The sequence below is a fragment of the Chryseobacterium suipulveris genome, from assembly GCF_022811685.1.
Taxonomy (GTDB): Bacteria; Bacteroidota; Bacteroidia; order Flavobacteriales; family Weeksellaceae; genus Kaistella; species Kaistella suipulveris.
The window spans coordinates 1,874,896-1,898,260 of record NZ_CP094532.1 but is presented as its reverse complement, the minus strand read 5'-3'; the positions used below and the strand labels follow the sequence as shown (position 1 = coordinate 1,898,260).

At 41.0% G+C, this 23,365-nt stretch carries 21 protein-coding genes and 1 tRNA gene; 13 read left to right on the top strand and 9 right to left on the bottom strand.

All coding sequences use genetic code 11. The features are described 5' to 3' along the window. Positions 1–80 precede the first annotated feature (80 nt). Positions 81–749 carry an RsiV family protein gene (locus MTP09_RS08935; protein WP_243548049.1) on the top strand — a complete coding sequence of 223 codons (669 nt, stop codon included), beginning with the start codon at positions 81–83 and terminating at the stop codon, positions 747–749. Between the two features lie 50 nt (positions 750–799). Then, positions 800–1,651: a diacylglycerol/lipid kinase family protein gene (locus tag MTP09_RS08930; protein WP_243548047.1), complete on the top strand. Its 852-nt coding sequence runs from the start codon at positions 800–802 to the stop codon at positions 1,649–1,651. Between the two features lie 96 nt (positions 1,652–1,747). Here MTP09_RS08930 and MTP09_RS08925 read toward each other — a convergent pair whose 3' ends face one another. Next, complete coding sequence (locus tag MTP09_RS08925; protein ID WP_243548045.1) at positions 1,748–2,890, bottom strand: methionine aminotransferase; 1,143 nt, start codon at positions 2,888–2,890, stop codon at positions 1,748–1,750. A gap of 74 nt (positions 2,891–2,964) precedes the next feature. Here MTP09_RS08925 and MTP09_RS08920 point away from each other — a divergent pair, with 74 nt between their 5' ends. Further along, entirely contained in the window at positions 2,965–3,969 is a 1,005-nt protein-coding gene (locus MTP09_RS08920) for a M28 family metallopeptidase (protein ID WP_243548043.1), read from the top strand. A 203-nt stretch (positions 3,970–4,172) separates the two neighbouring features. Then, positions 4,173–4,244 (top strand) — tRNA-Arg (locus MTP09_RS08915). 312 nt (positions 4,245–4,556) lie between these two features. Here MTP09_RS08915 and MTP09_RS08910 read toward each other — a convergent pair. Together MTP09_RS08910 and uvrA are read right to left on the bottom strand one after the other, a co-directional pair. After that, complete coding sequence (locus MTP09_RS08910) at positions 4,557–5,525, bottom strand: YheT family hydrolase (RefSeq protein ID WP_243548041.1); 969 nt, start codon at positions 5,523–5,525, stop codon at positions 4,557–4,559. A 325-nt stretch (positions 5,526–5,850) separates the two neighbouring features. Further along, positions 5,851–8,643 (bottom strand): excinuclease ABC subunit UvrA, encoded by a 2,793-nt coding sequence (gene uvrA / locus MTP09_RS08905; RefSeq protein WP_243548040.1) that lies wholly within the window; start codon positions 8,641–8,643, stop codon positions 5,851–5,853. Between the two features lie 215 nt (positions 8,644–8,858). Between uvrA and MTP09_RS08900 the strand changes: the two genes are divergently transcribed. The 7 genes from MTP09_RS08900 (at position 8,859) to MTP09_RS08870 (ending at position 16,490) form a co-directional block, all read left to right on the top strand. Beyond that, positions 8,859–9,194 (top strand): ArsR/SmtB family transcription factor, encoded by a 336-nt coding sequence (locus MTP09_RS08900; protein ID WP_243548039.1) that lies wholly within the window; start codon positions 8,859–8,861, stop codon positions 9,192–9,194. A 55-nt stretch (positions 9,195–9,249) separates the two neighbouring features. After that, on the top strand, positions 9,250–10,089 hold the full coding sequence (locus MTP09_RS08895) for an arsenite methyltransferase (protein ID WP_243548037.1): 840 nt from the start codon (positions 9,250–9,252) through the stop codon (positions 10,087–10,089). An 87-nt stretch (positions 10,090–10,176) separates the two neighbouring features. Then, positions 10,177–10,788: an arsenate-mycothiol transferase ArsC gene (locus tag MTP09_RS08890; RefSeq protein ID WP_243548035.1), complete on the top strand. Its 612-nt coding sequence runs from the start codon at positions 10,177–10,179 to the stop codon at positions 10,786–10,788. A gap of 427 nt (positions 10,789–11,215) precedes the next feature. After that, a complete protein-coding gene (locus MTP09_RS08885; RefSeq protein WP_243548033.1) occupies positions 11,216–11,905 on the top strand; it encodes a DUF2490 domain-containing protein in 690 nt (229 codons plus the stop codon). 189 nt (positions 11,906–12,094) lie between these two features. Beyond that, positions 12,095–13,225: a DNA polymerase III subunit beta gene (gene dnaN, locus MTP09_RS08880; protein ID WP_243548031.1), complete on the top strand. Its 1,131-nt coding sequence runs from the start codon at positions 12,095–12,097 to the stop codon at positions 13,223–13,225. A 324-nt stretch (positions 13,226–13,549) separates the two neighbouring features. Then, positions 13,550–15,946: a phenylalanine--tRNA ligase subunit beta gene (gene pheT / locus MTP09_RS08875; protein ID WP_243548030.1), complete on the top strand. Its 2,397-nt coding sequence runs from the start codon at positions 13,550–13,552 to the stop codon at positions 15,944–15,946. A gap of 130 nt (positions 15,947–16,076) precedes the next feature. Then, on the top strand, positions 16,077–16,490 hold the full coding sequence (locus MTP09_RS08870) for an META domain-containing protein (RefSeq protein WP_243548029.1): 414 nt from the start codon (positions 16,077–16,079) through the stop codon (positions 16,488–16,490). A gap of 36 nt (positions 16,491–16,526) precedes the next feature. On the opposite strand, the gene MTP09_RS08865 is transcribed toward MTP09_RS08870, so the two are convergent. The 6 genes from MTP09_RS08865 to MTP09_RS08840 form a co-directional block, all read right to left on the bottom strand. Further along, on the bottom strand, positions 16,527–16,769 hold the full coding sequence (locus MTP09_RS08865) for a hypothetical protein (RefSeq protein ID WP_243548027.1): 243 nt from the start codon (positions 16,767–16,769) through the stop codon (positions 16,527–16,529). Between the two features lie 37 nt (positions 16,770–16,806). After that, positions 16,807–18,129: a hypothetical protein gene (locus tag MTP09_RS08860; RefSeq protein WP_243548025.1), complete on the bottom strand. Its 1,323-nt coding sequence runs from the start codon at positions 18,127–18,129 to the stop codon at positions 16,807–16,809. A 22-nt stretch (positions 18,130–18,151) separates the two neighbouring features. Continuing rightward, a complete protein-coding gene (locus MTP09_RS08855; protein ID WP_243548023.1) occupies positions 18,152–19,042 on the bottom strand; it encodes a 3-hydroxybutyryl-CoA dehydrogenase in 891 nt (296 codons plus the stop codon). Between the two features lie 39 nt (positions 19,043–19,081). Then, on the bottom strand, positions 19,082–19,960 hold the full coding sequence (bla, locus tag MTP09_RS08850) for a class A beta-lactamase, subclass A2 (protein WP_243548022.1): 879 nt from the start codon (positions 19,958–19,960) through the stop codon (positions 19,082–19,084). 1 nt (position 19,961) lies between these two features. After that, positions 19,962–20,780, bottom strand: a complete 819-nt coding sequence (locus MTP09_RS14450) for a M23 family metallopeptidase (protein ID WP_317618756.1) — start codon at positions 20,778–20,780, stop codon at positions 19,962–19,964. Between the two features lie 310 nt (positions 20,781–21,090). After that, positions 21,091–22,056, bottom strand: coding sequence for a Gfo/Idh/MocA family protein (locus MTP09_RS08840; protein ID WP_243548020.1), 966 nt, complete (start codon positions 22,054–22,056; stop codon positions 21,091–21,093). Positions 22,057–22,186: 130 nt separating this feature from the next. Here MTP09_RS08840 and MTP09_RS08835 point away from each other — a divergent pair, with 130 nt between their 5' ends. Together MTP09_RS08835 and MTP09_RS08830 are read left to right on the top strand one after the other, a co-directional pair. After that, positions 22,187–22,837, top strand: a complete 651-nt coding sequence (locus MTP09_RS08835) for a protein-L-isoaspartate(D-aspartate) O-methyltransferase (protein WP_243548018.1) — start codon at positions 22,187–22,189, stop codon at positions 22,835–22,837. 184 nt (positions 22,838–23,021) lie between these two features. Next, entirely contained in the window at positions 23,022–23,300 is a 279-nt protein-coding gene (locus MTP09_RS08830) for an endonuclease domain-containing protein (RefSeq protein ID WP_243548017.1), read from the top strand. The last annotated feature ends 65 nt before the right edge of the window (positions 23,301–23,365 follow it).

Genomic DNA, 23,365 nt, shown 5'->3' with positions numbered 1-23,365 from the left:
AGAACTCCGAAGTTTCTTCAGTTGAAAAATCTATTGATTCTGTTAAAACGAGTGCTGTATTTGCCGTGGATTCTGTTAAAGTGAGCGATTCCACAAAGCTCAATAAGAATATTTCGGCACAGTTCTCATGGAAGATATTGGAATTTCCGACGATCACCAAAAAGTCTTTGCTCGACAGTATTTACAGCGTCAACGACATACATCTTGAAAATTACAGCAAAGAAAGCTTGAAATCGGCGCTGAACAGCAAGATGAAGGATTACTTCAGCAAGAATAAAGAAAACACCAAAGATTTCCCGTCCGATCTGGAACAAACCTGGAACGAACATGCTGAAATGGACGTGTTTTCTCGGGAAAACGATTTCCTCACGCTAAAATATACCGGCGATGGATTTTCAGGTGGAGCTCATGGTTATTATTATGAATATTATAAAGTTTTCGACCTTAAAAATAACAAAACATTGCAGCTTTCGGATATTCTAATGACTCCCGAATCCAGTATTTGGAAACGTGCCTTGATGGACAATTTCCTGAAAAACGATTTAGGGAAAGATCAGAGCCAAATGCTACTGGTAAAGGAAATTTCGCCAAACCGCAACTTTTATTTTGACCAAGAAAATATCTATTTCCTCTACAACCAGTACGAGATTGCAGCGTATGCAGCGGGACCGATCCTCATTAAGATTCCAATTTCGGATGTGAAGATGATGTTGAACTCCGAATGGCTGAAAAGAATGGGCATCAAGTAAAGTCTACAAAAAGCAGGTCGGTTGGTCTGCTTTTCTTATTTTTGCACCACATGGACAAAGTCGTATTCATCATCAATCCTTTTTCAGCGAAACGCAATTATCAGCCGTTTCTCGATTCGCTGATGAAAAAGGTCGAAAATCCCACCTACTACATTTCGGATTCCGTGGAAGGAACGGAACAGTTCATCGACGAACATTTCGACAACACCGAAATTTTTGTGGCAATCGGCGGCGATGGCACGATTTCGTCGGTGGCGCAAAAAATTATCAATACCGAGAAAATCCTCGCGATTTTTCCCGCCGGTTCAGGAAACGGATTTTCCAACGAGACCAACTTCCACAAAAACCTGGACGAGCTTCTGCAGAAAATCAAAACCAGAAACTCACGCCAAATCGATACGTTTACCGTTAACGGAAAGCTGTCCATCAATGTTTCGGGAACGGGTTTCGACGGAAAAGTGGTCAAAGAGTTTGAAAAAACCAACCGTGGTTTCAAAAATTATATCAAGGTTTCAATCCAGACTTTCTTCAATTACAAGCCGATCAAGGTGAAATTCATCACTGAGAATTACCAGCAGCACAACGGAAAATACCTGATGCTGAACATCGCCAACACGCGCCAATTCGGCAACAACGCGTATATCGCACCTAAGGCAAGCAAAAGCGACGGACTGGTTGACCTGGTTCTGGTGAAGAAGTTTCCGCTGCACTATTCTGCACTTTTCGCGTTCAGGATGTTTACCAAAAAACTAAAGGACGACGACTATGTAACTTACCTCCCGGTTTCGGAAATCGAGTTTAAGGTTTCCACAAAAAACTGGCACCTTGACGGGGAATTCAATAAAATAAAGTCGCCGATCCAGGTAAAAGTGCTCCCGAAAAGTTTACGGATTTTGATCTAAGAGTTTCATATAAAATATGATAGCCCTTTAATTAGCCGCATTTAGATAAAAATCTGTCCAACCACGATTGGTCAAATTAATGGAACTTGATTTTCCTTACATTAAATATTTCTCCAAATTTCTTACTGCCTCCAAAACGGTTTCCTCTTTTTTGGCAAAGCAGAACCGCACCGAAAACGTATCCCTGTTTTCGTGGTAGAATGCTGAAACGGGGATGGATGCGACTTTGGCGGTTTCGGTAAGCCAAACTGCAAAATCTTTATCGGAAAGTTGCGAGATCTTTTCATAACCCATAATCTGGAAGTATCCCGATTCAGCTTTCAATTTTATGTTGAAAGGTAAATCTTTGAAAGCGTCCAAAAAGAAATCTCTTTTCAGCTGCATTGATTTTCGGTTTTCCTCCACTTTGAAAATTTCCAGATATTTTGCCAACGCATACTGAGCAGGAGCATTCACACTGAACGCCAAATACTGATGAATCCTGCGATATGCCGAAGTAAGTTCTTCCGAAGCCAAAACATATCCCACTTTCCAGCCGGTGATATGGAACATTTTACCAAAAGAAAAAATAGAGAAGCATCTTTCCCTTAATTTTGGATGTTGAAACGCGCTGTAAAACTCAGTTTCATCGTAGGTGAGGAGATCGTAAACTTCATCAGAAATAATGATGATCTGCGAATCTTCCACCAGTTCTGCCAATTGGTCGAAATCTTCTTTTCGCCAAACTTTCCCAGAAGGATTATGAGGGGAGTTAATGATAATCGCCTTCGTTTTGTGGTTGATTGCCTTTCCCAAAGCGGCAAAATTTACCCTGAAATCATCGGTCAATGAAACAAAGACCGGAATTCCGCCATTGATCTCAATCGAAGGGACATAGGAATCATAATTGGGTTCAAGCACAATCACTTCATCACCGACATTTAGAATCGCGGCAAGTGCAGTATAAATTCCGTAACTCGCACCGGGAGAAATGGTTACGTTTTCCTTGGCAACTTCGATCGGGATTTTTCTGTGAGAATTAAAGGTGATCAAATTCTCAATTAAAAGTTGATTTCCCGGCATCGGCGCATACTGGTTGAAATTCTTCATCGTGGCTTCGGCGAGCAGTTTCTTCAAGCGTTCATCAATCTCGTAATCGGGGAATCCCTGCGAAAGGTTCACCGCACTGTGCTTCAGCGCTAAAGCCGACATCTCCGAAAAAATCGTAAGGTCGGAACCGGAATGTTTTCTTTTAATCATACCCAAATTTAACGATAAATGTGCAAACCGCAGTTCAGAAAAAAATGTTATTTTTAACCTTCAAAAAATAAAAAATGAAAAAGCTGCTGCTTCCACTTTTCGCGGGTGTTGTATTGTCAGGTTGTGCAACCAACCTTTCCTACACGGGTTCAACCTTTAAGGAAAGCTACAAATCCATCACGGCAAACGAATTGAAAACGCACCTGTATATCGTAGCTTCCGATGAAATGCAGGGACGAAATACGGGAAGTGAAGGACAGAAAAAAGCGGGACGATACCTCATTTCGCAATACCAGAAAATGGGAGTTTCGCATCCAAAGCAAATGAATTCCTACTACCAAATTGTTCCGAAAGAAGCGTTGAAGGGAAGAAGAGGTGAGTTGCCCGAATCGGAAAATATTCTCGCATTCATCGAGGGAACCGAAAAACCTGAGGAAGTAATCGTGATTTCTGCACACTACGATCATGTCGGAGTTCAGAATGGCGAAATCTACAACGGTGCAGACGACGACGGAAGCGGAACTGTCGCACTCCTGGAGATTGCCCAAGCTTTTCAAATGGCGAAGAAAATGGGAAAAAGTCCAAAACGTTCAGTCCTGTTCCTGCACGTTACAGGTGAGGAACACGGTTTGCTCGGATCCAAATATTACTCGGACAACCCAATTTTTCCGTTGGCAAATACGGTTGCAAACCTCAATATCGATATGATTGGAAGGTGCGACAAAGACAACTGCGGCAAAGATTATGTGTACGTGATCGGCTCGGAAATGCTTTCAACTGAACTGAAAAAAATCAACGAGTACGCCAATTCTACCAACACCAAACTGGAACTGAACTATAAATACGACGATCCGAAAGATCCGCAACGTTTGTATTACCGTTCCGACCACTACAATTTTGCAAAACACGGGATTCCTGTTGCTTTTTATTTTGACGGAATTCACGAAGACTACCACAAACCAACCGACGATCCCGAAAAGATCGACTACGACGCGCTCCAGAAAAGAACCCAGCTTGTTTTCGCCACTGCGTGGGAACTCGCTAATCGGAGGGAGCGGATTGTGGTGGATAGGAAGTGAGTGGGTTTTTGAGTGAGTGAGTTGGAGAGTTGAAGAGTGTGCAACTTGAAACCTGAAGACACCAAACTTGAAATGCGAAGCATTCACGAACTCAATAAAAAAATAAATAAGATTGTGAGTAAACTTGAAACCCGAAACAGACCTCAAACTTCAAACTCCAAACTCCTGTCCCGCGAATGCGGGGTCAAACTTTTTTGTTTCCCGGCTCCATAGTTCAACGGATAGAATAGAAGTTTCCTAAACTTTTGATCCAGGTTCGATTCCTGGTGGAGTCACAAAAAAAACATTTAACTGCTCGGTTTTAATGAATAGAAGAACCCGCTCTTTAGAAGCGGGTTCAGCAGATAAAACATCTCATTTTTTAGTTAGACAACAACAAAAAAGAGAAGCCGACAATGCTTCTCTTAAACTTTTATATTAAGTAAAAATATTTCCGAAACCGAAGAAAGTAAAACTGTTTTCACTTTGAATTCTATTTCTATGGTAAATATAGAATTAAAAATGATACCAAACATGAACAGAATGTTAAAATCCACCACTTATCCACATCATTTTGTGGAAAACTCTGATTCTCAGTAAGATTAATTTCACATTTGTAAATTCCTGACAAACTCTACCGCCCTTTTTTCGTTGTAAAAGACGTTATTTTCATCCACAAAACCGACGTGGCCGCCAAAATCGGGAATTTCCAAAAATAAAATCGGGTTGTTTTCGGCCTCATTTACAGGATAGCAACTTTCGGAAAGAAAGCTGTCATTCTTGGCATTAATGATGAGTGTGGGAATCTTGATGTTTTTTAGAAACTGCTTTGCAGAGCTTTTCCTGTAATAGTCGTCTGCATCGGCAAATCCGTTGGCTTTTGAAGTATAGATATTGTCGAAATCTTCCAGGGTTTTGATGGCTTTGATTTGTTCCTGCGTGAGTTGTTCGGGAAAGATTTCGGATTTTATTTTGAGCTTTTTCTTTAAGTCAAAAAGAAAGTTCTGGGTGTATAGAAAATTCCTGCGGGTTTGCAACTGCTCCATCGCGCCTTTCAGTTCTATGGGAGCGGAGATGGCGATCAATGCCTTGATTTCAGTGGGAATTTCAGGATTTTCACCTGCGTACTTTAAAATCAGATTTCCGCCGAGACTGAAACCTTTTAAAACAATATTCCTGTATTTTTTCTTGCCCAAAACTTCGTCGATCACCGCTTTGATGTCGTCTGTTCTACCCGAATGATAGGAGTGGAACACGCGGTTTCGTTCGCCGGAACAGTTTCGGTAGTGTGCGGCGCAACAGTCGAAATTGTTTTCGTTGAAAATTTTTGCCGTTCCCAACACGTAATGGCGGTTTGCGTTTCCTTCCAGTCCGTGGAAAACGATAATGCAGTTTTCGGTTTTGTTTGGGGCGAAACTCCATTCCAAATCCATAAAGTCCCCGTCGGAAAGTTCGAGCCGTTCCCGCTTTTGCTTCACACTTTCCACCTTTCTGAAAAGCGCAGCATAAAGCGTGGAAACATGACTGTTGCGGAATATTTTTTTTGGTGGATGATATTTGGAGGGGATTAAAGGCAAGGAATTTTGTTTTGGATTTAAAAATTTTACATTAAAGTTGTTTAAAGTAAATGCAAAATCGTTTTTTTACCACAAAAATCGCAAAAGAATGAGGAAACAAACCATCCAAAAGAACAAAAAAGAAGAAATTCTTATAGGTCAGTGTTTTTATGAACTTTTGAAGAGCTTCGCAGCATTCTTATCATTTGTTGCTTTTGCGGTTATTATTTACATTAAACAAGTTCATTGTTAAAATTGATCTTTTCGAGTTATTTTATATTGATGTTATTGCAAAAGCCAAACCTCAAACTTCAAACTTCAAACCTCAAACCTCAAACTTCAAACTTCAAATTTTCAGCTTCTCCTCCACATACTTCGACGTATGCGATTTCTTTTCTTTAACCAAATCCTCAGGCGTTCCCGCGAAAACCACTTCGCCGCCGTGTTTTCCGGCGTCTGGCCCGATGTCGATGATCCAGTCTGCAGATTTGATAATGTCGGGTTGATGTTCGATCACGATCACCGAATGACCGAGTTCGATTAACGCCTGCAGCGATTTCAACAGTTTGTTGATGTCGTGGAAATGCAGTCCTGTAGAAGGTTCGTCGAAAATAAAGAGCGTTTTTTCGTTGGTCACGCCTTTTACAAGAAATGATGCGAGTTTCACCCGCTGTGCTTCACCGCCGGAAAGGGTGGAAGAACTCTGTCCCAGTTGAAGGTAACCCAAACCAACTTCCTGAAGCGGTTTCAGCTTCGTTACGATTTTTTCTTCGTGGTTCTCGTGGAAGAATTCCAACGCTTCATCGACGGTCATGTGTAGGACGTCGGAAATATTTTTCTCGTCGAACTTCACTTCCAGAACTTCGTTTTTGAAGCGGGTTCCTTTGCACGTTTCACATTCAAGTTCGATATCGGCCATAAACTGCATCGATACGTTGATCACACCTTCTCCTTTACATTCGTCGCATCTTCCGCCATCGACATTGAAGGAGAAATGTTTCGGCTTGAGTCCCTGGATTGCGGCAGATTTCTGTTTCGCAAACAGATCTCGGATGTCGTCATACGCTTTCAGATACGTCACCGGATTCGAGCGGGAGGATTTCCCGATCGGATTTTGGTCGATCAGTTCGATATTTTTGATATATCGTTTCGGAAATTCCACCGAATCGTAATCACCTTTTTTTCCGCCCATTCCGAGTTGGATTTGGATGTCGTTGGTAAGGATTTCCTTCATCAGCGTCGACTTTCCGCTTCCTGAAACTCCCGAAACAACCACGAGCATTTCTACGGGAATGTCCACGTCGATATTTTTCAGGTTGTTGATTCGCGCGCCTTTGATGTGGATCCAGTCCTTAGGTTTTCTGCGGGTTACTGGGACTTCAATCTCTAATTTTCCGGTCAGATATTTTGAAGTTAAAGTATCGGCATTTTTCAGTTTCTTAAAATCTCCCGCAAAAACCAGTTCGCCGCCAAGGAAACCCGCTTCAGGACCGATGTCGATAATGTAATCTGCGGCTTTCATCACGTCTTCGTCGTGCTCGACAACGATCACGGTATTTCCGAGGTCGCGTAGGTTTTTCAGAACTTCAATTAAATTTTCGGTGTCGCGCGAATGAAGCCCGATAGAGGGTTCATCCAAAATATAGATGGAACCGACCAGCGAACTTCCGAGCGAAGTCGCCAGATTAATCCGCTGACTTTCGCCGCCGGAAAGCGTGTTCGAGGTTCTGTTTAAAGTAAGGTATCCCAAACCGACTTTCAACAAAAATTCTAAACGGGTCGTGATTTCGTACAAAAGTCGTTTTGCGATTTCCGCGTCGTGTTTGTTGAGTTTTAATGATTGTATTAAAGGTAAAAGTTCGTCGAGTGGAAGCTCGATCATCGACTGGATATTGTGTCCATCGATCTTTACCCACGATGTTTCTTCCCGCAAACGAAGTCCTTCACAAGTTGGACAAATCGTCTTACCACGGTATCTGGAAAGCATCACCCGATACTGGATTTTATAAAGGTTCTCTTCCAACATTTTGAAGAAAGCGTTGATGGAAGGGAAATTGCGCGATCCGTCGCCTTTCCAGAGAAGGTTTTTCTGCTCTTTTGTCAGTTGAAAGTAGGGTTTGTGAATCGGGAATTCCGAACCCACGGTTTTGATGAACTGCTTTTTCCACTCCTTCATGCTTTCGCCTTTCCACGAAGCAACCGCATCTTCGTACACGGAAAGGTTTTTGTTGGGAACGACCAAATCCTCGTCAATCCCGATTACTTTTCCGTAACCTTCGCAAGTTGGGCAAGCTCCGTATGGATTGTTGAAACTGAAAAAATGCACATTCGGCTCGAGAAACTCAATCCCGTCGAGTTCGAATTTGTTGCTGAACTCCCTGATTTTGCCTGATTCGGTATTTTTCAGGGAACAGTAACCGCGTCCTTCGTAAAACGCCATCTGGATAGAATCTGCCAATCGCTGAAGAAAACTTTCGTCTTCCTCATAACTGAAACGGTCGATCACGAGTTGGATCTCCATCTCCTTTTCGGGAACGAAACCAAAACTCTCCAGATCCTCGATTCCTGCAACATTCCCGTTGACTTCGATTCTTGTAAAACCAGAGAGTTTCAAAGTCTTCATTAATTCCGAAAACTTGGAGACCTCAAATTTTAATGGTGCACGCAGAAGGAAAGTTTTTCCTTCATTTTCCTTAATGAAATCGATCACATCCGAAACGGCATCCTTTTTCACTTCCTCACCAGAAATCGGGGAATAGGTTCTGCCGACTCTTGCGAAAAGCAGTTTCAGGTAATCGTAAATCTCGGTGGAAGTTCCGACTGTGGAACGCGGATTCGAAGAAATCACTTTCTGCTGAATCGCGATTGAGGGCGCCAAACCTTTGATATCATCAATTTTTGGTTTTTCGAGCTTTCCTAAAAACTGTCGTGCATATGAACTTAAGCTCTCCACGTATCTTCGCTGTCCTTCCGCATAGATCGTGTCAAAAGCGAGCGAAGATTTTCCACTACCCGAAACTCCCGTAATCACCACCAGTTTGTTTTTGGGAATGGTGACGTCGATGTGCTTCAGGTTGTTGAGGTGCGCGTTTTTTACGAAAATTTCCTTTTTTATATCAATTTTATCTGCTGTAGCCATGGTAAAAATAAGACCTACAAAAATACGGAAAAATGAAGGAATTTTTTTTATGTAAAATCTAAACTAAAATCTTGCACAAAAAATTTATATATCGTAATATTGCAATATTAAAATATCAAAATGGGTGTTGGAAGACGGAAGTCCGAAGACAGAAGACATGAAGCGAACAGCTAAACCGATTTATTCATTATTGATTTTTACTTATTCATTAGAAAATGGGAGTTACCAAAACACATCACTTTACTGACGAGCAGAACGAGATTGCTACACTTTTGAAAGCTTTGGCACATCCTGCAAGAGTTGCGATCATTGAATATTTGCTTTCTGTGGATGCGTGCATCTGCAATGATATTGTCGCAGAAATCAATTTGGCGCAACCCACGGTTTCCCAACATTTAAAAGAGTTGAAGAACGCCGGAATTATTCAGGGAGAAATCGAGGGAAAATCAATCTGCTATTGCGTGAATCCCGAAACGTTGAAAAAACTGGATCATTTCGTAGCGCAGATCTTTCAGAAAATTCACAAACAGAATTTAGACAAATGTTGCTAGCTAAAACAATTTCGAACTATCTCAAACAAATTCAAACCATCTCAAACAAAAAATAATGGAAACCAACGAACAAATCAAAGAAATGGTAAAGCAAAAATATTCTGAAATTGCTTTACAGGACAAGGAAACCAACGCTTCCTCATGTTGTGGAGCCGGTGGTTGCAGCACCGAAGTTTACAATATTATGAGCGAAGAATACGATGAACTGAACGGCTACAATCCCGATGCGGATTTGGGTTTGGGTTGCGGTTTGCCGACGAATTTTGCCAAAATTAAAAAAGGTGACACCGTTGTAGATTTAGGTTCTGGAGCAGGAAACGACTGCTTTATTGCCCGTGCCGAAACGGGAGAAACTGGAAAAGTTATCGGCATCGATTTTACCGAAGCAATGATTGACAAGGCGAGAAACAATGCCGAGAAACTTGGTTTTAATAATGTAGAATTCAGACAGGGCGATATTGAGAAAATTCCGATGACGGCAAATGTTGCCGACGTTGTGGTAAGCAACTGCGTGATGAACCTTGTTCCCGATAAACCGAAAGCTTTTGCCGAAGTGTACCGAATTCTGAAACCGACAGGACATTTTTCGATTTCTGATATTGTATTGGTTGGCGAACTTCCGGAAAAGATTAAAACTGCCGCAGAAATGTATGCAGGCTGTGTTGCGAGTGCCATTCAGAAGGATGATTACATGAAAATTATCAAAGATTCAGGATTCAAAAATTTGACTTTACAAAAGGAAAAAGCCATCGTAGTTCCCGATGATATTCTGAAAAATTACCTGAACGACGAGGAAATCGAGCAGTACAAAAATTCAGAAACAAGAATCTACAGCATCACGGTTTACGGCGAGAAAGGCGATGCTTGCTGCTCACCAAGTTCAGGTTGTTGTTAAGAGGAGCGTTTATAGCACAAACAACGCTTATTTACAAATTAAACCTTCAAGGTTTTGAAAACCTTGAAGGTTTCAAAAAAAACAAAAATGTTTCAAACCCTGAAAAACTCAATCAAACAAATCGCTGAAATCAAAGTTTCAGACGAAAGAAAAGAGGTCTTGAAACCTTTGGCAGACTTCATCCAGAGCAAATTAGAACAGAAAAAAATCATCAACCTGAATTTCATCTGTACGCACAATTCGCGGCGCAGTCATTTATCACAGATTTGGGCACAAACGATGGCGGAATATTTCGGTGTGAAAAATGTATTTTGCTATTCCGGCGGAACGGAAGCAACCGCGCTGTTCCCAAAAGTGGCGGAAACACTGATGAAACAGGGCTTTGAAATCCAAAAGCTTTCAGAAACCGAAAACCCAGTTTACGCGGTCAAATTTTCCGAAAATTTGCATCCTGTGATTTGTTTTTCGAAGAAATTTGATGATGATTTTAATCCGAAAAGTACTTTTGCTGCGATGATGACTTGTGATTCTGCCGATGAAAACTGTCCGCTGGTTTTTGGAGCAGAAAAGAGAATTCCAATAAAATATGATGACCCGAATAAATCTGACGGAACTTCCGAAATGGGCGAAACCTATTTTAACAGAAGTTTCGAAATCGCTTCGGAAATGTATTATGTTTTTTCAAAAATCAGAAAATAGATTATGTTTATCTTCGCAATAAATGCATTTATTGGCTTAGCAATGATTTTTTCATACATGCAACAAATGGCTCCGTAAAAATTTGTCAGCAAACGATTGTTTAATTTAATTTTTTTTCTAATATTTGTCTTAACAAACAAATAGGTAACGTTATGAAAAGATTAATTAATCACATCGTTGCACATTTGATGAGAAAGAGATAACAAATAGATTTTTTGGTAAGTGCGGTTCATTATGAGCCGCACTTTTTGTTTCACCAACACCGAGTACACCGAAAATTTTGGAGTTGCGATGCCGAAAAGATGGTTTCATATTAGGTTCAGTTACAAAATCGGGTTGTAAAAATTGAGAAATTCAACCGAAATAGGCGTTTTTTAAAATTGTAAAACATTATTTTTGCAGGATGAAAAAAACTTATTGTTTTTTTATGGTCTTTCTGTTTTCCCTTCAGGTTTTTGGGCAGGAACATCTTTCAAGTTTCAACGCGATCACGATAACCTACAAATTTCACCCGAAATTTTATCTCTACGGAGAGGGCCAACTTCGCGGGATTGAAGATTATTCTTATCCCGACTACTACGAAATCAAGGGCGGAATCGGCTATAATCTGACCAAAAACCACAAACCGTTCATCGGAATCGGGCGTTATGCAACCTACAAGGATAAGGCGATTGACAAGGAAGAATTCCGTTTTTGGCTCCAGGACATTATCGACCTGAAATATGGGAAGTTCAAGTTTGAAAACCGTTTCCGTGCAGAGAAAAGCTGGTTTTATGAACCGCAGAAAGAGGTACATTCCGACCGGTACAGATTTCGTTACCGTCTGAATGTTTCCGTTCCGTTAAACTCCGAATCGGTGAAGCCGGGAACGATTTTCGCCAACGCTTACGACGAAATTTTCTTCGTCACCGAAAAACCCGCTTTTGCGCGGCACCGACTTTATGGTGGATTCGGTTATCAAATTGACGAAACTTTCGGAATGGCTTCTGGATATCTGTGGCAAAGGGAATTCGCGCGTTCGGGAAACAAAAATCTCCACTTTCTTTATTTTGCGCTCAACATCAACATCGATACTACGGATGATGATAATGACTACCATTTTCCGGGAGCCGATTAATGTTGATAACTTTTGCTGAATAAAGAATTTTAATGCCAACTTTGTTTTTTAGGTTTGGCTCAAATCATTATATTTGTCCAACTAATTTTTTGCGGGCATATTCTTGCAAAATCAGAAAGAAATACAGAGGAATCGGCTTAAATTAAAAATGCTCGTTTCCGAAAAATATTAAAATACTAAATTTAGAAAATGAAGTTTATCGTTGCAAGTGGCGAATTACAGAAGGCGCTGAACACAGTGAGTGGCGTAATTTCCAGTTCTCAATCGAGACCAATTCTTGAAAATTATCTTTTCGAACTCGAAGAAAATTTGCTTAAAATAACCGCTTCGGATGGCGAAACTACGCTCATCACTTCTTTGGAAGTGAAATCCGACGATTCCGGCAAAATCGCTGTTCCAGCAAAAATCTTCCAGGACTTCGTGAAAACTTACGGAGAGCAACCTTTGACACTTTCAGTGAAAGACACGGCAGATGGAAACGGAAAGCTTCTTGAAATCCTCGACGAGAAAGACAATTTCGCAGTCGCACTCGACAATGCGGAAGATTATCCCGAACTTCCTGAATTCGATGCTGCACAAAACGTGAAAATCGCATCAGGAGTTTTGGCGGAAGCTTTGAATAACACGCTTTTCGCAACTTCCAACGATTCGTTGAGACCTGTGATGACGGGAGTTCTGTTCCAATTCAAAGAAGATGAGACCAACTTCGTTTCAACCGACTCTCACCGTTTGGTGGTGTACAAAAGAACCGACCTGATCAACGCAGAACCGATCGAATTCATTATGCCGAAAAAACCCTTGGCAATTTTCAAGAATATTCTTGCAAGTTCCAATGACGACGTGACCATCGAGTTCAACGAGAATATGGCGAAGTTCACTTTCGGAAACAACATCTGGATCTGTCGATTAATCGATGGGAAGTACCCGAATTACTCCGCAGTAATCCCGAAAGAAAATCCCAACGTGTTGACCATCAACAGAAATCTGCTTCTGAACTCCATCAGAAGAGCGTCGATCATGTCCAACAAATCTACAAACCAGGTTCGCTTCAAGCTTTCGGGCAACGTGCTGCACCTTCACGCGGAAGACACCGAATACGCAAACAAAGCCGACATGCAGATTCCGTGCGACTATAACGGCGAAGATATCAACATCGGATTCAGTTCCAAATTCCTCACCGAAATGCTTTCGGTACTCGGTTCCGACGATATCACGATGAAAATGTCGCAACCGAACCGACCGGGAATCATCGAGCCGGTTGACGGACTCGAAGACGAGGAAAATATCCTCATGCTTTCAATGCCGGTCATAGGAATGTAAAAATGTACGAACGCGCCAAGAGGCGCGTTCATTTTTTTTGTTACAACAAAGTCACGTGCTTTTTTTAGGAGCAACCAGTTCCGTCTTCCTTTGAAATTGCTGTCCGGCTTTCCGCTATATCTTTTTCGCTGATTTTCGCTCCGCTCAATCACCGAAAAAGGATGCCGCTGCAATCCGGGCTAAAATCGCAGTGTGGTTTTTTCTTTGAAGGTTTTTAAAAATTAACGGACAAAAAACTCCACCCATTTTTCATTTTAATCTTCCCCCAAAAATCACGATATTTGCAACCGTTTCCGATAACTGGAATCTGAAATCTTTCGAAAAATGAAAATCTCAAACAACTGGCTTAAGCAATACATCAAAACCGACCTTAAAACCGAAAAAATCGGCGAATACCTCACCGACATCGGTCTGGAAGTTGAAGGCATCGAAAAATATGAATCCGTAAAAGGAAGTCTGGAAGGAATCGTCGTGGGAAAAGTATTAACCTGCGAACAGCATCCCAATGCCGATAAATTAAAGAAAACCACCGTTGACGTTGGAAATGGAACCATTCTGAATATTGTTTGCGGCGCACCAAATGTCGCTGCAGGACAAATCGTTCCCGTTGCAGTGGTGGGAACAACGATTTACAAAGGTAGCGATAAACTCGTGATGCAGAAAGCGAAAATCCGTGGCGAGTATTCCGAAGGAATGATTTGCGCGGAGGACGAACTCGGCTTAAGCAACGATCATTGCGGAATTATGGTTTTGGATGAGTCGTATAAAATTGGCGATCCATTTTCGAAATATTTTGAACTGACCAATGACGAGGTTTACGAAATCGGTTTGACTCCGAACAGAACCGACGCAATGTCGCATTACGGCGTCGCGAGAGATTTACACGCGTTTCTCAGCACCAATCAAATGAATTCTGAGTTTGAGAAGGCAGTTTCGAAGACCTTAAATATTGAAGGAACAACCGATTTCCAGTTGGAGGTGGAAGATTCGGAACTGTGTCCGAGATATATCGGTGCGGTGATCGAAAATGTGAAAGTTACCGATTCTCCGGATTGGCTCAAGAACCGTTTGAAGGCAATCGGTTTGAGTCCGATCAACAATATTGTTGACATTACCAATTATATTCTGCACGGATTTGGTCAACCGCTCCACGCTTTTGACGGTGGAAAAATCGCCGGCAAAAAAGTAAAAGTCGGTACCGTAAAAGAGGGCACGAAATTCATCACTTTAGACGGTGTTGAAAGAAAGCTGAACGGAACCGAAATTATGATTAAAGACGGCGAAAACAATCCGATATGTATTGCGGGAGTTTTCGGTGGTGAGCATTCGGGAGTTTCAGAAAACACGAAGACCATTTTCCTTGAAAGTGCCTATTTCAATCCGGTTGCAGTAAGAAAGGGTGCGAAATTCCACGGGTTGAATACCGATGCTTCGTTCCGTTTTGAGAGGGGAGTAGATCCCAATCTGACCAGAACAGCGATTACCCGCGCAATTGCGATGATCGAGGAAATTGCAGGTGGAAAACTTTCAGGGCAGCTTCTGGAGCATTATCCGAAGAAAATTGAAAACCATTATGTAATTCTGAGGTTTACCAAAGTCGAGCAGATTTTGGGGACAAAAATCCATAAGGAAAAAATCAAGGAAATTCTGAAAGCTCTGGAAATTGAAGTTCTCAACGAAATTCCAAACGGTCTTGAAATCTCGATTCCTCCTTACAGAGCAGATGTGACGAGAGAGATCGACGTGATCGAAGAAATCCTCAGAATCTATGGATACAACAAAATCGATTCGCCACAGAAAATTTCTTTCACGCCGGTAAAACTGAGTTTCGACGATCAGGATGCGCTGGAAAATTCATGGGCGCGAGCTTTGCAGAGCAACGGTTTCAACGAGGTGATGAACAATTCCCTGACTTCCGTAAAAGATGAAACCAATGCGGTGAAGTTACTGAACCCGTTAAGCAGCGATTTGGCTTTTATGAGAAAGTCCTTGTTGGAAGGACTTTTAGAGAACGCCGATTATAATATCAAAAGGAAAAATCCTGATATCAAGTTTTTTGAACTGGGAAAAATCTACCATAAAATCGCTGGTAAATATCAGGAAAGAAAGCAGCTCGCGATCATGGTTTCAGGAAGAAACTCTGCCGAAAACTGGTTGCAGCCGAAATCTGCGACAGATTTCTATTTCCTGAAATCGTATGTGAAAATTCTTCTTGATCAATTAAATCTTAACATCGAAGAAAAAGCTTTGGAAGATTCGAGGTTTTCTGATAGCTTGGAACTTTTATCCAACGGAAAAACGGTTGCAAGATTGGGCAAAGTTTCCAAGGAATTGCTGAAAGATGCCGACATCGACCAGGATTGTTTCTATGCGGAGATCGAGCTTGAAAACTGTCAGAAACTTCGCTCAACAGAGAACCTAAAGTTTGTCGACATACCGAAGTTCAACAAGATCAGAAGAGATTTGGCGTTGCTCATCGACAGAAATGTTTCTTACAACGACCTGTACAAAGCAGCGAGAAAGAATCCTTCAAAATTCTTAGGAAACATCAACCTTTTCGACGTTTACGAAGGCAAGAACCTTCCGGAAGGAAAAAAATCCTACGCGATGAGTTTCGAACTTTTGAACGAAGAAAAAACTTTGGAAGAAAAAGATATTACAGAGGTAATGAATTCATTAATAAATACTTTCAAAAAAGAATTCTCGGCGGAGCTGAGGTAATTTTAAAAAAGTAAATACAAAAAATTGCGTTCCTTTTCGGGACGCTTTTCTGTTTCCGTCAAACATTAACTTCCAAAACTTCCGTAAAATAAATATTATTACTTAAATTTGGTTTCGTAAAATTTTAGAAATGAAAAAATCCACGATTAAAAATATTTCCCTTTCCGTTTTTGCTGCTGTTGCCATGATTTCCTGTACTGCTTTACCCGGTTCAAAAGTTGGAAAAGCGCAGGCGAATATTGCCAATACGCAATGGAGATTAGCCGATGACGTGAAGGGAGCGACACCAACTTTGGTCATCGAAAACGGTAAAGTAAACGGAAATGCGGGCTGCAACAACTATTTCGGGGAACTGTCCCTCGATGCGACTGCAGGAAATTTCGTTGCGTCAAATATTGCTTCGACCAAAAAAGCATGTGACAATATGAGTGTGGAAACCAATTTCCTGCAAATGCTTCACGAAGTCAACAAATATGTGGTTTCGGGAAATGTTCTGGAACTCTACAAAAACAATCTCTTACTCCTTAAATTCAACAAGCAGTAAAAGAAAAAGGAACTCTTTTAGGAGTTCCTTTCTTATTTATTCGTCGTCTTCTTCTTCGTCGTATTTTGCGAGTTCCTCGTCGCACCATTTAAATGCGGCTTCCACAACTTTCGTGGCTTCATCTGCCATTGTTTCCTCGTCGTCGCCTTCCAGATCATCCAGCCACTCAACTTCCTCTTCCTCCACATTCAGGATGAAACGCGGGTACTCGGTGTGAACTACAAATAGATCTTCCGGCATTTCGGAATTATCGGCTAATAAAAACTTTGGTAATTTCATTTTTTTTATGTTTAAAACTTTCTCAAAGATAAAAATTTTATTGAAACTTATTGGTGTCAATTTTTATTTTTCTCAAAACTTTATGTGGAGTAAGCACATTTTTCTTGATCGTGTCCTGTGGTTTAAAAGTGATCGAAACATTGGGATTTACGGTAGAAATAAGTTCGGCAATCTGGACTGCATTCAGCTGCTGTTCATCGATCAGATAGAATTTAATCGGCCCTTTCTCCAAATTTTCTTCGACCAGGAATTTAGTAATGGTGCGGCGGTTTTCCAGATAATTTCCTTTGGAAAGCCACGTGAAAACAAATCCCGTCATCAAACTCAAAACCGTTACAGAATACGTGAGTTTTCCAAAAATACCGTAAAGTTTTTTGAAATAAACCATCCAGATTGGGAACGAGAATGGAGCCAAAAGTCGATAATCAATCGCGTTAACCGAATAAAAATACTGGATGAAGTAGGAGCAGATGATGCCGATGATCCCTGCAAAAATCAGGAATTTCTCTGATTCTGAAAGTTTACCTTTAACAAACAAGAAAATCATTAGCAGTATATTCAGAAAACCGATTCCGTAAATCGCATAATTGATGATTCCTCCACCGGGATTTGCAATGTGGATGAAAGGGTTGAAAGTGGTCGCCAATCCCTGAAAAAGTTCGACGAGCAGTTTCGAAGTAGGATGGAGACCAATATTTAGGAAATTCTGAACATACTTCTCGTCAAAATAGTCAATGAACAACAATTTGTAAAGCACAACAAACCCAAATCCAACTAAACTCGAAAATACAAAGGTTTTCCCAAAATGTTTACAAAAATTAATGACCCCATAAAGAAAAACCGCTCCGATAAAAAATAGTGAAGAATACCGGATGTTGTATAAAATTACCAGCATCAAACTCAGCAGCAAAAATGCTTTTGCGCCTTTAAGTTCGTCGATGATGATTTGGCGGGCAACAAATAGAAAAACGAAAACGAAAGGCAGGATCAACACTTCGCTCATCGTGTAAGAAAAAATGGAAACGAAGCTGAAAAGTCCGCACACCAATATGGTTTCCTTTACATAAAATTTCTTTTTCCACGCAAAATAAACGATGAAAAGAAAAGCGACGATACCCAAAAATTTGCTTCCCCAAAATTCACCAATCCCGATGATTGAGAACAGTTTCAAGCTTAACGGATAACCAAGAGGTGTCACGGTGTTATCAATCACAGGAAATGCATCCGAAGTCCGCATAAACCTTATGGAATCAGGATTTGTACGGCCTTTTTCGTTCAGTAGAAAACGCAGGATAATCATCACCAAAGTGGTAATCATCAGAACAGTCTGAATCCTTCGTTCAAAGAGACATCTTCTCATTAATCTGGAAAATTTTCAGAAATTATTTCAGAAACATTTTCGAAACCTTCTCGGCTTTTTTCGATTCGGAGTAGTCGTAGAAACCTTCACCCGATTTTACACCTAATTTTCCTGCAGTTACCATGTTGACCAACAGTGGATTAGGTGCGTATTTTGGATTTTTGAAACCGTCGTACATCACGTTCAGGATTGCGAGACAAACATCAAGTCCGATGAAGTCGGCTAACTGAAGCGGTCCCATCGGATGCGCCATTCCGAGTTTCATCACCGTGTCGATTTCTTCAACTCCTGCAACGCCGTTGTACAAAGTTTCGATGGCTTCATTAATCATCGGCATCAGAATTCTGTTCGCCACAAAACCAGGGTAGTCGTTGACTTCTACGGGAACTTTCCCTAAATTTTTCGACATCTCGTAAACCGCGTCGAAAGTTTCTTTGGAAGTGGAGTACCCTTTAATAATTTCCACCAGTTTCATAATCGGAACGGGGTTCATAAAGTGCATTCCGATTACTTTATCCGCACGTTTCGTCACCGAAGCGATTTTGGTAATGGAAATGGAGGAAGTATTGGTCGCGAGAATACAGTTTTCGGGAGCAAACTCGTCCATCTGCTTGAAAATCTTCAACTTCAAATCGAGGTTTTCGGTCGCGGCTTCCACGATCAGATCGGCGTTTCCTGCAGCATCTTTCAGCTCTGTGAAAGTCGTGATGTTGCCAAGCGTTTCCGCTTTCTGTTCTTCGGTAAGGTTGCCTTTTGTGATGATTCTGTCGAGGTTGGTGGTGATGGTTTTCAGTCCTCTGTCGAGTGCTTCCTGCGAAATATCGACCAAATTTACCTTAAAACCAGTTTGTGCAAAAGTGTGGGCAATTCCGTTTCCCATAGTTCCAGCTCCGATTACGACGATGTTCTTCATAAATCTTGTTTGAAGTTTAAAGTTTAAGCCCTAAAAGTACTACTTTTTAAGGAAATCGTAAACCGCTTTGGAAATGTTGGAAATCAGTTTGGTATTGGTTTCGGGTTTTTCACGGGAATCGCTCACGAAAACGGTGATGGCGTAATGTTTTCCATTCGGCAGAGTCACAATTCCTGCATCGTTCTCCGCAATCGTGAATCCTTGGTCATCGGTTCCAGATGAACCCGTTTTGTGTGCAACTGAATTTTTCGGTAGTTGTTCCTTAATCTTGTTCGTTCCCGTCATAGTCCCACTCATCGTTTCCATCAAGAAATCGGTCGATTTTTTAGATAGGATTTTTCCTAAGTAGAAGTCTTTCAGGAGGTTGGTCATCGATTTTGCGGTCGAGTGATTTGGATAAACGTATTCTGCGCCTTTATGCATCATCTCTTCATTATAAAGAATCTGGAAATTTTTCACATTCTTCGAATCCATAAAATCCTGCACTTTTTTTTCTCCGCCGAGAAGCCGAAGAAGAATGTCGCAACCGTTGTTGTCGCTTTGTGCGACGGTATATTTAATGACATCAGTAAGCGTTAATTCTACATTTCCCTCCGGAAATTTTTCCCTCATCGGACTCCACGTTTTTTCGAGCAGGTCAGATTTTTTGACGAGTATTTTTTGGTCTAAAGTAAACTTTCCGTCATCTACAAATTTCAGCACGGTTGCAGCGATATGGAATTTGTACACACTCAACATCGGAAGTTTTTTTTCCGCATTTTCATTATTGAATTCAAACGGGAAATCGATTCCTTTCACGGCAACTGCAACGGTGGCATTTTTGCCTTTTGTCAAATTTGAGATTTCTTTCTTTAAAGATTGCTTCTGCCCAAATCCAAAAATGGAGAGCAAGACCAGCAACGCCGCAAGTTTTTTCATGTTAATAGTTTTTGGTGTACGTTTTACCTTCCTGCAAAAGTTCGCCTTCACTCGTGGAAGTTTTAAATTTCGTCGGGATATAGTCTCTTTTTCCGTCGATTCTGTTGAGGAAAACCGAGAAATGAAGATGCGGCCCGTTTGAAAATCCCGTGTTTCCGCTGTAACCGATGAACTGGTTTTTTTCGATCACGTCGCCGACTTTTACTTCTGCACCTTTAAGTTTTAAATGGGCATAATCAGCGAAACTCCCGTCGGAATGCATGATGACGATTTTGTTGTTGTATTTGGCGCAGGAAATATTGGCGCAGTTTGAATTGAAAGTATCCACAACTTCAACCACTTTTCCTTCACGCGCGGCGAAAATTTTCTCGCCGATTTTCAAGTTAAAGTCGAGCGCACTGATATTTTGGTGTGAAAATTTTCCATTGTAACCTTGATAAACCAACTGCGTTTTTCCTCTTTCAAAAGGTAAAGAATACACATAATCTTTATCGAAATCGTTCAGTGTTACGTCGCCGAAGTTCGTCATATTCGTGTAAGAGAACTGGTTCGATCGGTTGGGGTTTTTTGGCGAGAGTTTCGCAATCAGGAATTTTTTGGCTTTTTCGGGGATTACGACGGTCACCTCATTTCCGACGGTGGAATTCAGATTGTCGAGTTTGAAGGTAAATTTCGACGACATCGGCATTTCCTCGTTATTGTCGGCAAAAATTGAAATCTCGTTTCCCGACTTTTCATTATAGAAACTGACGTTCCATTTCTTTTGGGCGAAAAGAAAAATGGTTGAAAGGGAAAGAAGCAATGAAAAATATTTCGACATTTTTATAGTAATATGTTAGATCTTTGTTTATCATAAAATAAGGGTAAGCGCCTTGGTCTAGCTTAAAAGATTGCATGATATTTAAAAATACTTTGTTTGGCTTTGCGAGAATATTTCACGCAATGCGTTGCAAAGAAAAATTAATTACAAAACTCATATTTTTAAGACAAACTAAGGCACTTCGTTTAGCAAGGCAAAACAATGAATTTTGAGTCGACCAAAATCTAAAACTAAAAATTCCTTCCTACTGCACAAGAATATAATGCCCAGCTTTTAGACCCATTTCTTCATAAATAGTTAAAGGATTAGCTTACGCAGAAATCAGCTTCATAATTTCCAGCGCCACTTTCAAAGCTTCGGTTCCATCTTCCAACGAAACTTCCACATTCTTATTTTCAGTGATTGCATCTGCCAAACTTTCGAGCTCGTCCAAAATGGCGTTGTTCGGCTGAATGTCGGGGTATTCGAAAAGAATTTGGTTTTTCTCTCCCTCCGCATTTTCGATAATCATATCGAAATCTGACGGGTTTTCTGGGGCTGGTTTCATGCGGATCACTTCCGCTTTTTTCTCCAGGAAATCTACCGAAATATACGCATCCTGCTGAAAGAACCGCGATTTGCGCATCGCCTTCATCGAGATTCGGGAAGTGGTGAGATTCGCCACACATCCGTTTTCAAACTCGATTCTCGCATTCGCAATGTCGGGCGATTTCGAGACCACGCAAACTCCTGATGCGTGAATATTTTTCACTTTTGATTTTACGATGGAAAGCAAAATGTCCAGATCGTGAATCATCAGATCCAAAACCACGGAAACATCTGTTCCGCGCGGATTAAACTCCGCCAAACGGTGGATCTCGATAAACATTGGATTTTTGATGTAATCTTTGGAGCCGATAAATGCGGGATTGTATCTTTCTACGTGTCCAACCTGTGCTTTGATTCCGTATTCACGACATTTGTAGAGGATTTCTTCTGCCTGTTTCAAAGTTTGGGTCACTGGTTTTTCGATGAAGAAATGTTTGCGGTTTTCGATCGCCTTCATCGCATAATCGTAATGGTAAACGGTTGGAGTCACAATATCCAAGACGTCAATTTGCGAAAGCAACTCATCAAAGTTCTCGAAATATTTGTACCCGAATTCTGCTTCGAGTTTTCTGCCGTTTTCCGCGTCCGCATCGTGGAAACCCACCAAATCATATTTTTCGGACTGATTCAGCAACCTCAAATGGATTTTTCCCAAATGTCCTGCACCAACTAAACCTGCTTTAAGCATAAAAAATGTTTTTTCAAAGATAAAAATTTTGTTTCGAGTTTCAAGTTTCAAGATCGCTCCGATCAGTTTGCTTTTAAATTTTAAAACTTTTAGTTTTGTGAAACTTCAAACTTCAAACTTCAAATTTTCGATGAATGATACTTTTTTACATAAAGGGAAAAGAAAAATTTTGGTGGATTACTTCCGTGAAAAAATCGGGATCTCTGACGAAAATGTCCTGAAAGCGATGAATGAGGTTCCGCGACACCTCTTCCTGGAAAGTATTTTTGAAGATTACGCATACGAAGACCGCGCCTTTCCGATCCTTGCGAAGCAAACCATTTCACATCCTTCAACCGTTGCCGAACAAACCGAACTTCTACAGCTGAAAGAAAAAGAAAAAGTGCTGGAAATCGGAACGGGAAGCGGTTATCAAACAGCAGTTTTGGTCGCGATGAACGCCTTAGTTTATACCATTGAAAGACAGAAGGAACTCCACAATTTTGCCGAAAAGAAATTGCGCGAAATGCACCTCCGTCCGAAATTCCAAAGTTTCGGCGACGGTTTTGCGGGACTGCCTACTTTTGCGCCATTCGATAAAGTTCTCGTTACTTGTGGCGCAGAAATTCTTCCGACGGAGCTTCTCCGACAATTAAAAGTAGGCGGGAAGATGGTGATTCCTTTGGGAAAAACCGATGAGCAGATCCTTTACCGATTCACCAAAATTTCCGAAACTGAATTTGAAAAGGAGGAATTTGGCGCGTACAAATTTGTGCCGATGCTGGGAAATACTAATCATTAATTATCACTATCTTCATTGGAGGGGTGTCTTCAACAGAGTTGAAGACGGGGTGGTTCTTCGGCTCCTATTTTGGAGGAGTTTACTCCCAACCTGTTCTGAAGAAGCGTTTATTCCCCTCCTTTGGAGGGGTGTCTTCGACGCAGGAGAAGACGGGGTGGTTTACAAACAAAACTTATTTATACCAATGGAAATTCTAACCCACATACGAAACATCCCCATCCGCCGAAATTTCGTTGAAAATCTTCCTTATCATCCCTTTTTAGTACCACTGAGCAAAAGACAGAGGAAAGCCAGAATTCTAAGCGAAGTACTTTTCTGGCAACAAGTTCGGGGAAAAATTTTCCACAATATTGATTTTGACAGACAAAGAATCATAGGAAATTACATTGTAGATTTCTATGTAAAAACTTTGGGTTTAATTGTTGAAATTGATGGAACCAGTCACGATGACAAGGAAGAATAAGATGCGAAACGGCAAAAATATTTGGAAGATTTTGGTTTAAAGGTTTTCAGGACGACTGATTTCGA

Excerpts from the sequence above, each read along its gene's own strand:
- MTP09_RS14450 (WP_317618756.1), bottom strand. The coding sequence starts at position 20,780 with ATGTCGAAATATTTTTCATTGCTTCTTTCCCTTTCAACCATTTTTCTT.
- MTP09_RS08885 (WP_243548033.1), top strand. The coding sequence starts at position 11,216 with ATGGTCTTTCTGTTTTCCCTTCAGGTTTTTGGGCAGGAACATCTTTCA.
- MTP09_RS08860 (WP_243548025.1), bottom strand. The coding sequence starts at position 18,129 with ATGAGAAGATGTCTCTTTGAACGAAGGATTCAGACTGTTCTGATGATT.
- bla (WP_243548022.1), bottom strand. The coding sequence starts at position 19,960 with ATGAAAAAACTTGCGGCGTTGCTGGTCTTGCTCTCCATTTTTGGATTT.
- pheT (WP_243548030.1), top strand. The coding sequence starts at position 13,550 with ATGAAAATCTCAAACAACTGGCTTAAGCAATACATCAAAACCGACCTT.
- MTP09_RS08830 (WP_243548017.1), top strand. The coding sequence starts at position 23,022 with ATGGAAATTCTAACCCACATACGAAACATCCCCATCCGCCGAAATTTC.
- MTP09_RS08870 (WP_243548029.1), top strand. The coding sequence starts at position 16,077 with ATGAAAAAATCCACGATTAAAAATATTTCCCTTTCCGTTTTTGCTGCT.
- MTP09_RS08895 (WP_243548037.1), top strand. The coding sequence starts at position 9,250 with ATGGAAACCAACGAACAAATCAAAGAAATGGTAAAGCAAAAATATTCT.
- uvrA (WP_243548040.1), bottom strand. The coding sequence starts at position 8,643 with ATGGCTACAGCAGATAAAATTGATATAAAAAAGGAAATTTTCGTAAAA.
- dnaN (WP_243548031.1), top strand. The coding sequence starts at position 12,095 with ATGAAGTTTATCGTTGCAAGTGGCGAATTACAGAAGGCGCTGAACACA.
- MTP09_RS08920 (WP_243548043.1), top strand. The coding sequence starts at position 2,965 with ATGAAAAAGCTGCTGCTTCCACTTTTCGCGGGTGTTGTATTGTCAGGT.
- MTP09_RS08925 (WP_243548045.1), bottom strand. The coding sequence starts at position 2,890 with ATGATTAAAAGAAAACATTCCGGTTCCGACCTTACGATTTTTTCGGAG.
- MTP09_RS08865 (WP_243548027.1), bottom strand. The coding sequence starts at position 16,769 with ATGAAATTACCAAAGTTTTTATTAGCCGATAATTCCGAAATGCCGGAA.
- MTP09_RS08855 (WP_243548023.1), bottom strand. The coding sequence starts at position 19,042 with ATGAAGAACATCGTCGTAATCGGAGCTGGAACTATGGGAAACGGAATT.
- MTP09_RS08930 (WP_243548047.1), top strand. The coding sequence starts at position 800 with ATGGACAAAGTCGTATTCATCATCAATCCTTTTTCAGCGAAACGCAAT.
- MTP09_RS08840 (WP_243548020.1), bottom strand. The coding sequence starts at position 22,056 with ATGCTTAAAGCAGGTTTAGTTGGTGCAGGACATTTGGGAAAAATCCAT.
- MTP09_RS08900 (WP_243548039.1), top strand. The coding sequence starts at position 8,859 with ATGGGAGTTACCAAAACACATCACTTTACTGACGAGCAGAACGAGATT.
- MTP09_RS08835 (WP_243548018.1), top strand. The coding sequence starts at position 22,187 with ATGAATGATACTTTTTTACATAAAGGGAAAAGAAAAATTTTGGTGGAT.
- MTP09_RS08890 (WP_243548035.1), top strand. The coding sequence starts at position 10,177 with ATGTTTCAAACCCTGAAAAACTCAATCAAACAAATCGCTGAAATCAAA.